This window comes from Haladaptatus sp. DYSN1 (assembly GCF_029489995.1).
Taxonomy (GTDB): Archaea; Halobacteriota; Halobacteria; order Halobacteriales; family Halococcaceae; genus QDMS2.
Window position 1 is genome coordinate 1277378 of record NZ_CP120470.1, and the last position, 15358, is coordinate 1292735.

17 protein-coding genes are annotated in these 15358 nt (G+C 63.0%); 8 read left to right on the forward strand and 9 right to left on the reverse strand.

Features of this window, described 5'->3' with window-relative positions:
• Nucleotides 1-26: 26 nt before the first annotated feature.
• Nucleotides 27-1586 carry a pyridoxal-dependent decarboxylase gene (locus P0648_RS06825; RefSeq protein ID WP_276248017.1) on the reverse strand — a complete coding sequence of 520 codons (1560 nt, stop codon included), beginning with the start codon at nt 1584-1586 and terminating at the stop codon, nt 27-29.
• A 195-nt stretch (nt 1587-1781) separates the two neighbouring features.
• Here P0648_RS06825 and P0648_RS06830 point away from each other — a divergent pair, with 195 nt between their 5' ends.
• The 3 genes from P0648_RS06830 (at nt 1782) to P0648_RS06840 (ending at nt 2815) form a co-directional block, all read left to right on the forward strand.
• Nucleotides 1782-2009 carry a hypothetical protein gene (locus P0648_RS06830; protein ID WP_276248016.1) on the forward strand — a complete coding sequence of 76 codons (228 nt, stop codon included), beginning with the start codon at nt 1782-1784 and terminating at the stop codon, nt 2007-2009.
• An 81-nt stretch (nt 2010-2090) separates the two neighbouring features.
• A complete protein-coding gene (locus tag P0648_RS06835; protein WP_276274432.1) occupies nt 2091-2255 on the forward strand; it encodes a DUF1059 domain-containing protein in 165 nt (54 codons plus the stop codon).
• A 74-nt stretch (nt 2256-2329) separates the two neighbouring features.
• Nucleotides 2330-2815, forward strand: a complete 486-nt coding sequence (locus tag P0648_RS06840; protein WP_277505722.1) for a peroxiredoxin — start codon at nt 2330-2332, stop codon at nt 2813-2815.
• A gap of 3 nt (nt 2816-2818) precedes the next feature.
• On the opposite strand, the gene P0648_RS06845 is transcribed toward P0648_RS06840, so the two are convergent.
• The 3 genes from P0648_RS06845 to P0648_RS06855 all read right to left on the reverse strand — a co-directional run bounded on the left by P0648_RS06845 (nt 2819) and on the right by P0648_RS06855 (nt 4209).
• Complete coding sequence (locus tag P0648_RS06845; RefSeq protein ID WP_276248013.1) at nt 2819-3016, reverse strand: hypothetical protein; 198 nt, start codon at nt 3014-3016, stop codon at nt 2819-2821.
• Nucleotides 3017-3119: 103 nt separating this feature from the next.
• A complete protein-coding gene (locus P0648_RS06850) occupies nt 3120-3437 on the reverse strand; it encodes a hypothetical protein (protein WP_276248012.1) in 318 nt (105 codons plus the stop codon).
• Between the two features lie 61 nt (nt 3438-3498).
• On the reverse strand, nt 3499-4209 hold the full coding sequence (locus P0648_RS06855) for an alanyl-tRNA editing protein (RefSeq protein WP_276248011.1): 711 nt from the start codon (nt 4207-4209) through the stop codon (nt 3499-3501).
• Between the two features lie 113 nt (nt 4210-4322).
• Between P0648_RS06855 and P0648_RS06860 the strand changes: the two genes are divergently transcribed.
• Nucleotides 4323-5003 carry an HD domain-containing protein gene (locus tag P0648_RS06860; RefSeq protein ID WP_276248010.1) on the forward strand — a complete coding sequence of 227 codons (681 nt, stop codon included), beginning with the start codon at nt 4323-4325 and terminating at the stop codon, nt 5001-5003.
• A gap of 57 nt (nt 5004-5060) precedes the next feature.
• Nucleotides 5061-5687, forward strand: a complete 627-nt coding sequence (locus tag P0648_RS06865; RefSeq protein ID WP_276248009.1) for a hypothetical protein — start codon at nt 5061-5063, stop codon at nt 5685-5687.
• On the opposite strand, the gene P0648_RS06870 is transcribed toward P0648_RS06865, so the two are convergent.
• The 3 genes from P0648_RS06870 to P0648_RS06880 form a co-directional block, all read right to left on the reverse strand.
• Nucleotides 5684-6361, reverse strand: a complete 678-nt coding sequence (locus P0648_RS06870) for a LysE family translocator (RefSeq protein ID WP_277505723.1) — start codon at nt 6359-6361, stop codon at nt 5684-5686. The two genes, P0648_RS06865 and P0648_RS06870, sit on opposite strands and share 4 nt — an antisense overlap.
• 66 nt (nt 6362-6427) lie before the next feature.
• Nucleotides 6428-6832 (reverse strand): twin-arginine translocation signal domain-containing protein, encoded by a 405-nt coding sequence (locus P0648_RS06875; protein WP_277505724.1) that lies wholly within the window; start codon nt 6830-6832, stop codon nt 6428-6430.
• Between the two features lie 191 nt (nt 6833-7023).
• The gene (locus tag P0648_RS06880; protein WP_276248007.1) at nt 7024-8214 is read right to left on the reverse strand and encodes a threonine synthase; all 1191 of its coding nucleotides are present in this window, start codon (nt 8212-8214) and stop codon (nt 7024-7026) included.
• A gap of 82 nt (nt 8215-8296) precedes the next feature.
• Here P0648_RS06880 and P0648_RS06885 point away from each other — a divergent pair, with 82 nt between their 5' ends.
• Nucleotides 8297-9553 (forward strand): NAD(P)/FAD-dependent oxidoreductase, encoded by a 1257-nt coding sequence (locus tag P0648_RS06885; RefSeq protein ID WP_276248006.1) that lies wholly within the window; start codon nt 8297-8299, stop codon nt 9551-9553.
• A gap of 60 nt (nt 9554-9613) precedes the next feature.
• Nucleotides 9614-10390, forward strand: coding sequence for a MarR family transcriptional regulator (locus P0648_RS06890; protein WP_276248005.1), 777 nt, complete (start codon nt 9614-9616; stop codon nt 10388-10390).
• 15 nt (nt 10391-10405) lie between these two features.
• Here the strand turns inward: P0648_RS06890 and P0648_RS06895 are convergent, their stop codons facing one another.
• Entirely contained in the window at nt 10406-10939 is a 534-nt protein-coding gene (locus tag P0648_RS06895; RefSeq protein WP_277505863.1) for a J domain-containing protein, read from the reverse strand.
• A gap of 191 nt (nt 10940-11130) precedes the next feature.
• On the opposite strand from P0648_RS06895, the gene P0648_RS06900 reads away from it, so the two are divergent.
• Complete coding sequence (locus P0648_RS06900; RefSeq protein WP_277505725.1) at nt 11131-14604, forward strand: M14 family zinc carboxypeptidase; 3474 nt, start codon at nt 11131-11133, stop codon at nt 14602-14604.
• Here P0648_RS06900 and P0648_RS06905 read toward each other — a convergent pair whose 3' ends face one another.
• A complete protein-coding gene (locus tag P0648_RS06905; protein WP_276248003.1) occupies nt 14605-15354 on the reverse strand; it encodes a proteasome assembly chaperone family protein in 750 nt (249 codons plus the stop codon).
• Between the last annotated feature and the right edge of the window lie 4 nt (nt 15355-15358).

The following is a 15358-nucleotide window of genomic DNA, read 5'->3' on the forward strand; positions in this document are numbered from 1 at the left end:
CCTGCTGAACCACCCGCACCCACGTTTTATCGCCGTGCGAGGTCCGGATTCGTCGCTGCGAGCGTCGGTCTATCCGCGTTGTCGAGTTCGTCACCAGCGGCGCGAATCGCCGCGACCACGTCATCTATATCCGCGGTCGTTGACCGGTGAGAGCAAATCGAAAACCGAAGCACGGTCCGGTCGTGAATCGACGTGGTTCCGAAGAACGCGAGCCCACTCTCCTGTATCGCGTCCGCGATTTTCTGGTTGAGCGTATCGAGGTACTCGTCGATGACGGCCGTGTTTTCGTCGTCCAGCAGTTCCTCGGCCCGGAGGTCCGCGGGGACGTACCGGAACGAGTAGATGTAGAGGTTTGGCTCCTGAACCGCCTGAAAGTCGGGTTCGCTTCGCACGACCGCGTCGAGGTGATGAGCACACGCGATGTTCTGGCGAAGGAGTTCGCGGTAGCCCTCCACGCCGTAGTGTTTGAGGCTCATCCAGAGTTTGAGTGCCCGGAATCCTCTCGACATCTGCGGGCCGTGCTGGTAGAAATCGTGACCCTCGTACTCGGTGGGGAGCGTCCCGTGGAGATAGGGCGCTTCCATGTCGAACGACCGGCGCAGGCGGTCCCCCTCGCGGACGAGAACGGCTCCACACTCGTAGGGGACGTACAGCCACTTGTGCGGGTCGAGCGTTATCGAATCCGCGCGGTCAAGGCCCTCGTAGCGCGCTTCGAGTTCGGGCAGCATCGCGCCGACGGCCCCACAGGCTCCGTCTGCGTGGAACCAGAGGCCGCGAGACGCGCAGATATCGGCGATTTTCGCGAGCGGGTCAATGGCACTCACGTTAATCGACCCGACCTGCGCGACGACGCAGAACGGAACGTCGCCGTTCGCGATGTCTTCGTCGAGCAGTCGTTCGAGCGCGGCTGTATCCATCGTGAAATCATCCTTGCTCGGGACCAATCTAACTGCCTCGCGTCCGAGGTTGAGCATATCCGCAACCCGGTACAGCGAGGAGTGACCCTCGTGGTCGGCCATGTAGAGCGTGTAGCGCCCCGGTCGGTCGGCCGTCTGGAGACCCTTTACGGTCGTATCGTATTCGGCGACGTTTCTGAGCGCGGTGAGAACTGCGATGAAGTTCGCCATCGTTCCGCCGCTCGTGAGCAAACCACCGCAATCTGGGTCGTAGCCGATGAGTTCCGACAGCCACGAGATGGTGCGCCGTTCGACCTCAGTGGCGGCTGGGGCTGGTTTCCACCCGCCGGTGTTCATGTTGACCGCGGCGGCGAGCGCCTCGGCCAGGGTGCCAATCATCGTCCCCGACCCCATCACGTAGCCGAAGTAGCGCGGAGAGGTGTTGTGGGTCGCGTTCGGCAGGATTTTGGTCCGCCACTCTTCGACGATGGCTGTCGGGTCCTGCCCGTCCATCGGCAGTGGCTCCTCGAACAGCGCTTCGACATCTTGCTCGTGCTTTGCGGGGAACACCGGATGCCGGTCGAGACCCTCGTAAAACTCCGCGATCATGTCCACCGTCCGATACCCGAGGTCGCGGAACTCCTCGGGCGTGAGATCTGGATTCGTGAATCGTTGATTGCTCGATGCCATACAGAACCTACGTCAGATAGCCGATTAAGTATGCCTCGAGACGAGCCACGTTCGGCGGTTTTCCCGAATTCGTGGACGTCTTCGCATCGGGAACGTCCGGTCAGGCGAGAGACATCCCACCGTCGTTCGTTTGTGTGGCGTGGTAGCAGCTGTTAGGAAAGCATTAAGCTATCTGCCCCGATTGCTCAGCCACGAATGCTTCGCTGTCCAAACGACGATTGTGGCTGGCACGCAGTCGCGCCCACGACGCGAGCAGCACAGGACCGGCTCGCAGAACACATCGCCACCGAACACGCCGTCGAAGTCGAGGCCGACATCCCTGACGGGATGGTACAGGTCAGTTTCGGTGACGGCGAGTGGAAAACCGTCACCCCGGAGGAGGCACTCGAACTCCACCGCGAGCACCACGACGACGACACCTAATCGTCCGCTTTTCCTGACTGCTCTGGTGCAAGGGAACTATAACTACGTGAAACGCTCGCCTCTGTGGGGTCGGAGATGCCAATGGCTCACCAAGTACTTTGCCGCGATGCTGGAAACGACTGTGACTTCATGATTCGTTCAGAGAACAAGGACGAACTCATCGAGATGGTCAAAATGCACGCAAAAGAGACCCACGGCCTCGACTACTCGACAGCCGACGTCGAGGGCGTCATGAAGTCGGCCTGAACGGACGACACACCGCTCGATTTTCCTGTTGCCACAACCCGTAGCGTCAAGCCATCGCTCCCGTAAAAGCGGGTATGACACTCGAAGGCACGGACGCACCGGAGTTCTCTGTCGAGGGCACGGACGGCAGCACGCGCACCCTCACGGCGGCACGCGAGGACGGTCCCGTCGTCGTGCTGACCTTCCGCGGTCACTGGTGTTCGTACTGTGCAGAACAGCTCCAGACGTTCAGCAATCACGCATACGACCTCTGGCGAAACCACGACACGACGATCATCGCCGTGAGCAACGAACCGGTTTCACGGCTCCGGGAGATGCGCGATCGGTTCGACCTCAAAATACAGCTCTTTTCGGACCCCGACCTGGAACTGGTTTCCGCCTATGCTGGCACCGAACATCATGCCGCACACGGAGAGATTCCACTCGCTGGGACGTTCATCGTGGACGAAGAAGGCGTAGTCCAGTACGAACAGGTTGCCACGAATCCCGCAGACCGGACCTACGCGAACTACGTGCGCCACGTCATCAACAACGGCTACGAACGACCGTACGCAGAGTAAGGCTTAGCCGCCCCACTCGCTGCCGATGTCGTCTGCGACTTGCTGGCGCCACAGACTGAACCCCTGATTACAGGATTGACTGTCGTCGATGTGTGCCATGAATGCCGGTCCACCGTCGACCAGTTCTGCCCCACAGAACGGACAGTGTTCCGGGTCACGCCACACGGGAGTTGTCGTCGAAGGTTCAGCTGAGTACGCCATGCAAGTGGTGAATCGAGCGACTTTTATATAATTCTTTGCGCGTTAACGCGAATTAGTCGGCAAAATTGCTGTTCGAACGACCAATTTTCAGGTTAAAAAGTAGTCAATTCGAGAAAAACGAGCGTGGACCGTGGTCGTCCTGCCAGTTAAACGCGAACAGCCACCGCGTCGGTACCCGGGTGAGCGTCCGCCCATCGTCGCTCTCGCCGGTCACGCCGTCCCACCGGGTTCCATCTGCTCGAAACACGCCGGGTTGGGCTGCGCGGTTGAACGAGAATCCCGGATTCTCGAAGGTCGCCATCCCTTCGGGGGTGACGAAGACGACGATTCGCTCGTCGGAGTCGCCATCGTACGCGGCGGTGAATGTGGGGTCGTCGATGCTCGGGATGGCATCCGGCGGGATGACCTGCCTGACGTTCATGCGTGAACTCCGGGATGTCACCACGAATGCCATGCGGGAGTTCGCACGCCGTGTGCACAGCCTACTCGTCGAGAACGAACCGGACCCGCTCGAATCCCTTCCCCCGCGATTCGCGCCCCTGAATCTCGACTGTTCCAATCTCGTCGGTGTTCGCGACGTGCGTTCCGGCGCAGGCGGTTCGGTCGTATCCCTCGATTTCGACGATTCTGAGCCGTTCGATGGACTTCGGCAAGAGGTTAATCCGGGTTCTGACCGGGTCGAGTTCGGCCTCTGCCTGCTCGCGGTCCATCTCGTACCAGGTCACGGGCAGGGATTCGTCGACGAGGTCGTTCATCCGGGCTTCGATATCGGCGAGGTCGGTGTCGGTGAAGCGGTCGTGTTCGACGTCCATGCGTGCATAGTCGGTGTACAGTTGGTTCCCCGTGGTCGGTGCGTCGTACTCCTCGATGAGGAGCGCAGAGAGGAGATGCTGGGCCGTGTGGTAGCGCATGTGAGCGTATCTGCGCTCCCAGTCGAGTTCGCCGGTGATGGTGGTGCCCTCTGCGGGCGGCTCTGCTCCCAGCGTGTGGTATATCGTGTCTTTCTTCTGGACGTCGGAGACGGCCCACTCCGCATCGTCGGCCCGTAGCGTTCCGTGGTCTGCCGGTTGGCCACCGCCTTCGGGATAGAAGAGCGTCTCTGAGAGAACGACCCGGTCGTCTGCGACCCGGGTAACGGTCGACTCGAAAGATCTCGCGTCGGTGTCGGTGAGATACCGGGGTATCGAATCCATACCACCTAGTGGAGGCTCCTGATTAATCAATCGGATTGTCGTAACGCTAAAGAGTAGAACATACCTTTTTCTACGTAACATGAACACAACTACATCGCTCTGGGGGCGGTTCTGTGGGAGTTGAAATTCAGGAGTCACCCATCACGGACGAGGCGTTCGAGGAGATGAAGCAGTTTGTCTACGACTATCTCCAGGCCTCAGTCCGCAACGAAGACGAGGGTGGCCGAATGCGATGGTACCCGTGGCACTCCGCCGAGTACCGGTACAACCACATCCTGAACGTGGTCGGGCTCGCGACGAAGATTGCTCGCAACGAGGGGGCGAACGTGGACGTGACCCGCGTCGCCGCGCTGTTTCACGACGTGGCGAAACTGGAAGCAGACCAGGAGGTCCACGCAGAGGAGGGTGCCCGCGTCGCGCAGGCGTTCCTCGAATCCCACGGCGACTACCCTGAGTCATTCATCACGCAGGTGTGTGACTCGATTACCGACCACTCGTATCAGGGTGACCTCTCGAATCTGACGCTCGAAACGCAGTGTCTCATTGAGGCCGACTTGCTCGACAAGGTCGGCGCGAACGGCACCACGCTGATGCTCCTGCGCATGGGCTACGAGGCCCGGACGCACATGGATTCGGCGGAGATGGTTGGACGCGTGCTCGAACGCGGCCGTGACGCCGCCCAGCGAGTGCAGTCGGAAACTGCTCGCTCGATCGCGTTCCAGCGCCTGAAGCGCGTAAAGTGGTTCCAGGAGTGGCTAGAGGCTGAAATCGCCGAGATGAGCGCCGACGTATAGCGGGCCACAGCCGCGTGGGCCACCACTTTCTTGCCCAGCGGGTCCCTAGCCTCGCCTATGTCGCCGAGTCGCCGACAGGTTCTGTCCCTCACAGCGAGTGCCTCACTCGCCGGGCTGGCGGGTTGCGCTGACACCATCGGCCAGTCGAACGACGAACTCCACCTGTGTCGGGACATGGGCGAATCACCCATCGACTTCGACAGCGTGAGCGTCGCCCGTGCGGGGTTCATCGAAGGCGGATTCGACGAGTACGACGACGGAACCGAACAGTACTACACCACGCTCGTCTCGACCGAAAACGAGGCGGAGCGATTCGACTACTCCAACCTGCCGGAGGACGCCGCTTCGTTCGCCAGGGAGACGTCGTTCGACGAACACACCCTCCTCGTGGTCCAGGGACCGTACGGGTCTTCGGCCCAGCAGGTCCACATGCAGACCCTGACCCGCGTCGGCGACACCGTCCGTGCCGAGGGGTGTCTGACCTTCCCCGACGCCCAGACCGACGACCTCGCCCCTCGCGCGGCCATCGTCCGCTGGTCGCCCGAGACGGAAGACCAGTCGGCACAAGAGACAGCCGAGTCGCCAATCACCGCAGCGACGGTGGACCTCACCGTCGCGGAAGACCGCGAAGTCACCTTCTCGACGGGGGACGGCGTGGTGACCCGCGACCCCGACCAGCCCTAAAACAGCGTCGTTGCGCCATCTGCGAGGAACAGCACGCCGAACACCGCGAGAATCCCGGCGCTGAGATACGCGACGACCGGAGCGAACGCGTCGGTTCGATGTTCCGCCGCGACGAGCGTCGCCGGAAAGCCACCGACCCAGGCGAGGATGCCGCCGAAGAAACCGACGAGGAGCATCGTGCTTCCCGTCTCGACGACGAGCGACCCCGCGAGCTGGTCGCCGACATAGGGAACGAGCGCGAACACGTCGATGGTTCCCGGCTGGAGCAGGCCAACGCCGATGGTCAGCCAGAACACGATTTGATACGGGTTCGTGAGCGCAAGGACGAACGCCTTCTGGAACCCCTTCTGGTCGTCGTCGAGGCCGTCACCCGTGAACGTCTGGGTCGCACTCCGGGCCGCACCATAGGCGAAGTACAGCATCAACAACCCACCGGCGGCGACCATGACGCCGCGCACAGTCGGGTAGGTCTCGACGAACGCGACTGCGCCGTAGAGCGCGAGGACGAAAAACACCACGTCGGCCGTGAACGCGCCGAGCCCGGCACGAACCCCAGCGAGCCACCCTCGGAGCACGCTCTCCTCTGCGATGACCGCGTTCATGGGACCAGGCGGGGCCGCGATAGCGAGCCCGAAGACGACGCCCGCGACGAGCGTCGAGAGGATATCCAGCATTGGCTGGTCGTAGGGGACTGGCCACGAAAAAGGTGACTTTGTTGCAGCGTCGGTTCCGAAAGCCGCTTACTCGTCGTTCGAGCTGTTCGGGTGCGGGTCGAATTTGCAGTGTCCGACTTTCTGTCCGTTCTCCAGTGGCGGACTTTCGTCTTTGTCGTGCGGTTCTGGAACCTTATCGTGTCCGGGTGGAAGGTCGGCATTCGTCGGGAACACCACGTCGTTAGCCACTTCACCAGGTTGCGGGCCAAAATTCCCGGCTGTGTCTGCATTATCAGCCCAATCTTCTCCCTTTACCCTGTCACGGTTGAGATACCAATCACTCTCGGTATCATCGAACTTGTTGCACGGTTCCTGTCGTGGTGGTTGTGGTGGCTCTCTCCCACATCCCCCAGCAGCTGCAGTCGTCGTCCCACTCACGAGCGCCGCGAGCGCGACGCCGGTTTTGATAAACGATCGTCGGGTTCGGTTCATCTGTTTCACCCGCTGTTGATTCAATACGTCTGGATATTGTAATTTCAACGTTTCAGGTTCGGCAGGTGCGGAGTCCCGCTGAAACCTGCGTCTACCACGAGTTGCAACATACGTCTCACGCCAGTTGGTAGGCCTCCGTTTCACACGAAAATACGGTCCAAAAACGGGATTGTTGCCGATTCTGTGGTAGTTTAGAAGCCCATTCCCATCAGGTGACTGCGGAGGATGTCGTCCTCTTTGTTGCCCGCGCCGGTGTTGAGCAGGACGATGGTGTCGTCTTCGCCGAACTCGCCGCGCTCTGCGAGTTCCCACGCGCCGCTCGCGGCCGCCCCGCAGGTCGCGCCCATCTCGACGCCCGTTTGCTGGGCGACGGCGACGGCGGAGTCGAGAATTTCGTCGTCGTCGGTCGCCACCGCGCCGCCGTCTGATTCGCGGATGGCCTCCAGGATGAGCGGACTCGCGCCGGGGTCGGGGATTTCGATGCCGCCGCAGATGGTGTCGGGGACCTCCCACACGTCGTGGCGGTCTTTGCCCTCCTCGAACGCCTTGACGATTGGCGCACACCCCGAGGCTTGTGCGGCGTACATCGGCGGGAGGTCGTCGATGAGGCCGAGGTCGCGGAACTCGCGGGCGGCCTTGTGCATCCCGACGAGGCCGACGCCGCCGCCGGTCGGGTAGAGGATGGCGTCGGGGACCTCCCAGTCGAGTTGCTCGATGATCTCGTAGAGCATGGTTTTCTTGCCCTCGTGGCGGTAGGGCGTCTGGAAGGTGGCCGTCGAGTACCAGTCTTCGTCTGCCATCGCGCTCGCGTAGCGGTCTGCGGCGTCGCCGATGCGCCCCTCGACGACTTTCATGTCGCCGCCGTGGACGTTGACCATCGCCTTGTTCACGAACGCGGAGCGAGAGGGGAGAAAGACGTGTGAGGCGAGGCCAGCGCGGGCGGCGTAGGCTGCGGCGGATTGGCCGGCGTTTCCGGCGGAGGGAAGCGCGATGTCCGTCGCGCCGTGCTGGACGGCGGCGGTGACGGCGACGGCGTGGCCGCGGTCCTTGAACGTCCCCGTGGGGTTGCGCCCTTCGTCTTTGATGACGACGCGGCCGACGCCGAGGCGCTCTGCGAGGGCGGGAGCCTCGACGAGCGCCGTCGCGCCCTCGTCCATCGTCACGCTCGACGCGCGGGTGAAGGGGAGCAGTTCTTCGTAGCGCCACATCCCGGTGAAAGGCCGGGATTCGAGGTCCTCACGGGTCAACTCGATGTCGTCGTAGTCGTAGGTGGGGTCGAGGATGCCGCCGCACTCGGGACAGCGGTGGGTGGCCGCCTCGGCGTCGAACGCCTCGCCACAGTCCGTACACGTGAGACCGCGGAACGCAGCAGTCGTCTCCATACCTGTATCTACGGAGCAATCGACAAATCGCTGTCTGTCTCGGCGCAATACGGTTTTGTGTCTCGCCGGACTATACGAAACTATGACACGAGTCGTGATAATCGGGGCGGGGCTCTCCGGCCTCGTCGCCGCCCGCCGCCTCGCTGACGCCGGCATCGAGGTCCACGTCGTCGAACAGGAGGACACCGTCGGTGGTCGCGTGCAAACCATCGAGAAAGACGGTTTCACGCTCGACCGGGGTTTTCAGGTCCTGTTCACTGCCTATCCGGCCGCTCGGCGGGAACTCGACTTCGACGCCCTCGAACTCTACGCCTTCGAACCGGGGGCGACCATCGCCCGCCCCGGCCACCGGTCGGTCCTCGCAGACCCGCTTCGCAACCCCGGCGACCTGAGCGAGTCGCTATTCAACCGCGAGGTGACCTTCCGCGACAAATTCCGCATCCTGAAACTCCGTCGTGCCCTCGGAAAACGGGACCCGGAGACATTCTTCGACGGAGAAGACCGGTCTATCGAAGACGGTCTCCGCGCACGCGGGTTCTCACAGAGTTTCATCGACAACTTCGCCGCGCCGTTCTACGGCGGCATCACGCTCGACCGGTCGCTTGCCACCTCCGCTGCGGTGTTCGACTACACGTTCCAGATGCTTGCGACGGGCGACACTGTCGTGCCGAAACAGGGGATGGGCGCTATTCCCGAGCAACTGGCCGACCACGCCCGCCAGTCGGGTGCGAACATTTCCCTCGACACGCACGCAGTCGGCGTCTTCGGCGGGGACGCACCGACCGTCGAACTCGACGACGAGACGCTCGAAGCCGACGCCGTCGTCGTGGCCACCGACCCGAAATCCGCCTACGACCTGACCGACGTGTCCGCGATTCCACGCCAGGCCCAGTCCTGTGTCACCCAGTACTACTCGCTCTCGACGCCCCTCGACACCGACCGCCGGCTCGTGTTGAACGCGACCGAGGAGGGGCCAAATCAGGTCGCGCCGCTCTCCGCGGTCTGCCCGAACTACGCCCCCGGCGGCGAGCATCTCGTGAGCGCCACCTATCTCGGCCTGCCCGATGCGACGGACGCGGAACTCACCGAACGAAGCCGCGACGCCCTCGCGTCGTGGTTCCCCGAACAGTCCTTCGGGAGCCTCCGACACATCCACACCGACCGCATCGAGTTCGCGCAGTTTAGCCAGCCACCCGGATTCAAATCTGGCCTGCCCGACGTGCGCGACGGCGACGAGAACGTCTACCTCGCGGGCGACTGGACCCAGTGGTCGTCGATTCAGGGCGCACTCGAGAGCGGGCGGGTCGCGGCGGAGGTGGTGCTGGCGGACCACCGCTGACCGCTCCAGCCACTCCGGTAAGGCGACGCAATTTATAGCCCCCCGTCCGTAGAACGTGGTATGGCGGACGTCCTCGAAAACAAGCGCGCCGCAACCCGATTTCGCATCCTCGTCGAAATCGCCGACCGACAGCCAGCCGTGAGCCAGGGCGAAATCGCGGAGGCCGTCGGCGTGACGAGTCAGGCCGTGAGCGAGTACATCCGTGACCTCGTCGCTGAGGGCCTCGTGCGCAAGGAGGGGCGCTCGCGCTACCGCGTGACCAAGGAGGGGGTCGATTGGCTGTTTCAGGCCGCCACGGACGTTCGGCGCTTTGCAGAACACGTCACGGAGGACGTGCTCGGAAACGTCCAGGAGGACGCTGCAATCGCGACCGATTCCGTGGAGGCTGGCGAGACGGTGACCCTCTCTATCGTCGATGGCCTCCTCCACGCGACGCCCGGCGCAGCGGGACCAGCGACCGGCGTCGCGACGACCATGGCCGAGTCCGGTCGAGTCGTCGGCGTCACCGGCTTTTCGGGCGTCATCGACCTCGAACCGGGCGACGTGACGGTCTATCAGGTGTCGCCGGTTCGGGCCGGTGACGACGAGGTTGACGAAGACACGCTCGCGGCGGCCTGCGAGACGGCGGACCTCGTCGCGGCGATGGGCGTCGAGGCAGTCGGGGCGCTCCGACGCATCGAACGGACGCCGGACACCATCTTCGCGGCCGGTGAAGTCGCCGCCGACGCGGCGAGTCGCGGCCTCTCGGTCGTGGTCGTCGCCACCGTCGATACCGCCGGTCGCGTGACCGACGCGCTTCGCGATGCGGGACTCGCCTACGAAGTCGCTGACCTCTAATCAGTTCGCACGCACTCAGTCCGCTCGTTTTTTCGCGGTGGTGTAGGCTTCGCGGACGCGCTTGAACGTCTCGTAGTCGCCGCCGTGGTCGGGGTGGACCTCCTTGATGCGCTCTCTGTACGCTCGCTTGAGTTCCGTGCTGTTCGCTGTTTTCGGGACACCGAGGACGGCGAAGGCCATGCTCGTCGCGTCGGGCGTGCCGTCGGTAATCTCGATTTCGGGCGTTTCGAAGGGGAGTCTGCCGGCCAGTTGAAAGCCGGGCATCTCGTGTTCGACGAGCACGGCGTAGGTGGGCGAACCTTCGATGCGGTAGTAGGCCCGTGCGTCGAACGTTATCGCCACGTCGCGCATCGGGAGGTAGAAATCGACCGTCTGGCCTTCGACGGGGTGGTTTTCGGCGAACGGTTCGCCGATAGTATGGAGAAACTCCCGAATCTCGTTGCGCCGACGCTCGTCGCCGCTCCAGACGTGGCGCGGGTCGATTGGGGCCGTCGGGTACAGACGTTCGCCGACGACGAACACCGTGGCTATCGCGAGGGAAAATGCCATCCCGAGCGCAACGCCGAGGACGAGCCAGCCGGGAAGCGCAGCCAGCAGGTCACCAATCACGGATGATGTTGGACCGCGAAGCGTATGAACCGTGTGGATGGCGTGTTAATTGGACACATTTGTCAGAAGACTTTGTACCTGAGAGACATCTCGTGAAAATACGCGTGGGCCTTGCTGCCCACACCGACACTATGACAGACGAGAATTCTCCACCGACAGACCGTTTCGCAGCCAGTCGTATCTCACGTCGAACCTTCGTCCGCCTCTCTGTGGCGACCGCGGGGGCGCTCGCCCTCCCGGGCAACGCGACGGCCGACGTGTCCGCAGACACGATGAGCGCGGAATACGAATACGTCGTCAATCACACGCCGACGGACTACGCCGTCCCGACGCTCGTCACGTTCTCAGAGGAGTCGGGGCTCGACGACATCGCGTCGCTCGACCTCGACGCCTCTCTCGAAACGACGAGCACGCCACAACCAGCCGCCTACGGGCAGTTCACGGCGACTGAATCGGCCGAGGTTGCGGACCTACCGACGGCGGAGACGCTCAGCCACTCGCCGGGGTCGAACCCGTTCTGGCGACTTGGTTACTACCCACTCGGTGTCTTCCCGGAGGCAAAGCGCTCGGTCGATTACGTCGATTACGAGCAGATGATAGATGGCATCGGCCACCTTCAGGAAGAGAACGCAGACCGGATGCGCTACTACTCCATCGGCACGAGTCCGGGCCACTACAACGAGATTAGCGGGCGCGTGGACCCGAAGGACGTCTACGTCGTCGAAATCACGAACGACATCGAGGACCAGACCGCCTTCGAGGAGAAGACGAAGGTGTTCTACAGCCTGTCACTTCACGGCTTAGAACGCGCCGGGGCGGAGGCCGGGTCGCGGTACATCGAGAAGTTACTCCGCGGTGGCGACCCCGAAATCGAACAACTGCTCGATGACCTCGTGCTCATCTTCTGTTACACCAACCCCGACGGCTGGGTCGCGAGACATCCCCAGTACGAAAGCGGCTACCAACTCGTCGGGCCGGACGACGGCGTCCCCGTCGTTCCGATGTACGAGCGCGGCAACGCTGGCGTCTACGACACGAACCGCCAGTATCCGACCGTCGGGTGGATTACGCCGGCGCACTATCCCGGCGAACCGGACGACCCGGCAGAACGGTCGCTCGACAAAGTGACCGACGCGCTCACCATCGTGGACCACTTCCGCGGGTACGAGAATCTGGACTACGGCGCGGACATGCACGGGATGTTGAACGCCAAGGAGTTCGTGTTGGGCCTCATCAGCCAGGACCAGTTCGACTCCCGGCAACTCCACGAACTCTACCAGATGTGTCGCGTCATCGACGACGACCTGGAGAGCGCCCTCGAAACGTGGGTTACCGCGGCCGACTTACAGAAGACCATCACAGGCGATACGAACGTCTCGCCACAGGGCTTCGGCGTCCTCCCCGAGCAGGCGTTCGACTACGCCGGCATCTGGGACACCATCGACTACACCGTGACGGGCGCGATGGGCGACTGGATGGCCCACCCCGAGGAGTTCGGCGGCCTCGGCATGACGACGATGGACTTCGAGATGGCCTACTCGCACATGGTCGGGACGAACGTCTACCACCCCGAAATCGTCGAGATGCAGGTGACTGGCTATCAGACGGCCATCCAGACAATCGCCCGCTACGCCTACGAGAACAGCGACACGCCAAACAGCACAGACGAATTCGACACGTCCATCGAGACGGGCGGCGACCGAGTGGCCTACGTCACGACCGACGGGCTGACGCGCTCCTCGGACGACCTCTCCTTTACTCTCAAGGAACTCGACTCCTACAGCGCCTCCGGCACGATTGGGCCGGGCGCGACGGGCGCGGAGACGACGGCAGAAGAGACCTTCCACACCGTCGACCTCGAAGGGAGTCCGACCAAGGTGCAGGCAGAACTCTCGTGGACCCCCGAACAACAGGACCTCGAATTCTACTTGGAGGACCCGGACGGCAACCGCATCGGGGCGGCGGCGACGGCCGACAACCCGGAGACGATTTCCGCAGACCTCGCGGGGCCGGGCCAGTACACCTTCATCGCGGAGACGTGGGCCAACGCCGCCTCGACGTACGAAATCAATGCGACGTTCCTCGGGCCGGGCGAGAGTTCACAGACCACGACGACGAGCAGTTCGACCGACCAACAGCAGGTCGCCGGCGACGGCGTCGCGACGAGCACGTTCGACGTACCGTCGGGACTCTCGAGTTTCTCTGCGCACGTCCACGCCCACGATGCGCTGCTCGAAACCGAACTCGTGGCCCCATCCGGCGAGGTCGTCCGCTCCGAGAACCCACTCGAAGGTGGCCACGCCATCGGTGGCCGCTGCTGTGACCAGGAAGCCTGGGAAGTGAAGCGCCCGGAAGCGGGTACGTGGACCGTCAGAATGGAGAATCTGAAGGCGGAACCGGCGTTCACCGAAGTCCGCTACGGGACGCTCGGGTCCTCCGGCCCGAACCCTGACCCCGTCCGTGCACTCGGCTACGAGCAGACCGACTACGAAGTGACGCCGTTCGAATTCTTCGAGGACCTCGCTGGGTTCCTCGACAGTGGCTCGGTGGAACCCGTCACGATAGACGAGGTGGCAAACGGCGCACTCGCGAACTACGACCACGCCGTCGTCATCCACAACTTCGGCGGTGAGCAACCGGCCTACGTCGATGCACTCGACGCGTTCGTCGAAAACGACGGCAACCTCGTCCTCACGGACACCGGCCTCAATCTGCTCGGCAAGCTGCAAAACACCCTTGCCGCAGACGTTCAGGGCGAACGCGTCTCACCCGAAAACTTCTACATCGGCCACCTCGGCGAGAAGGACCCAGACCACCCGCTGCTCGAAGACACCCGACCGATTCAACAGGCGCTCTGGAAGATGACGCCGCTTGGCTACTCCACGAGCAACGAAGCGCCGATGACGCTCGTGGACGTGGAAGCCTTCGAAGAAGCTGCGGGCGGGGCCGCCGTACCCTCGATTGCGGGGACCACCGACGGGCGCATCTCCGCCGGCTCGCTTACGTGGACGGCAGACGACCGGACGGGTATCCACTGCATCGGCAGCCTGCTCCCGCCCGCTTCCCAGTCGAATCTCCACCCGTTCGGAATGCTCGACTACTCCGTCTCGTTCCTCGGCTACCTCGTCCTGACCAACGCGATGGGCTTCACGCAGGTTCGGACGATGCAGAACGGACTGGAGCGCGTCACCTTCGGCGGTGGCGACTTCTCGGTGGACCCGGTAGAAGCGCCACAGGAGGCGTTCTCCGTCTCCGGGCAGCGCCACGACGACGGCTCCGTGTTCACGGCCGGGCAAACGAATCACCTCGAACTGTCGGTGACGCCGACGGACCGGTCTGTCGTCCGCGACTACGTACCCGACGGCTGGACGGTGCTCGAAGCATATAGCGAAGACGTAGACCGCGTCGAGGGCAACTACGTCTACTTCACGAAGGAGGCGATTGCGAACGCGACGACGAACTATTCGTACTTCGTCGAGTGTCCGGACTCGACGGGCACCTACGATTTCGGGCCGGTCGAGGTGAATCCAACCGTCAGAGAAGGGTTCTTTGACGTGAGTGGCACTGACGAGACGAACCTCGTCGTCGGTGTCGATACGAACTAATCAGCCGATGTAGCGCAGGTCCTCGTCGGTCGGGGCCGCGCTCTGTTCCATCTCTTTGATTTTGCCCATCACGTCTTCCATCTCGTCTGCGCGTTCCTCTAAGTCCTCGTAGTCGAGTTCGACCGAGAGCACGGCTTCGAGCACCTTGAGCACCGCCTGTGCACTCTTTGGGTCCACGAGGTAGCCGCTCGTCTCGCCCATCAGGCACGCGGCGGGGATGCCCCGCCGGCGACCGAGGCCGAGCATGAGGCCGCTCACGCCGACGATGCCGCCGGCCGGTTCGTCCTCGCGGAACTCCACGCCGAGGTCCTCGAGTTCGGCGACCAGGTCTTCGTTTGTGGCTGCGCCGAGGACGGCGTACTCTTCGATGAGTTCGCCAGTCGGGACGCCGCCGAGGGCGATGATTTTCGAGACGTCGAACGACTCTGCCACGTCCAGGAAGGCGTTGGTCAGGCGGTAGTGACCCGCGTTGTCCTGTGCCTGATGGTCGCCCGTGAGCACGAGCAGGTCGTGTTCCTCGCCTTCGATGGCGTGGAACTCAGCACAGGTGAGTTCCGCGATGCCATCTTCCAAATTCACCTGTGGGGGGAAGTGTTCGGTGTAGACGCGGCGTACCAGCTCGCTGTCAAGTTGTTCTACGAGATACTCGGCGGCCAACTTCCCAACGTGGCCCACGCCGGGGAGTCCCTCTACCAGAATTGGGTCAGAAAGTTCGGGGTCGGCGAGGACCTCGATGTCAAACTCGTCCATACGG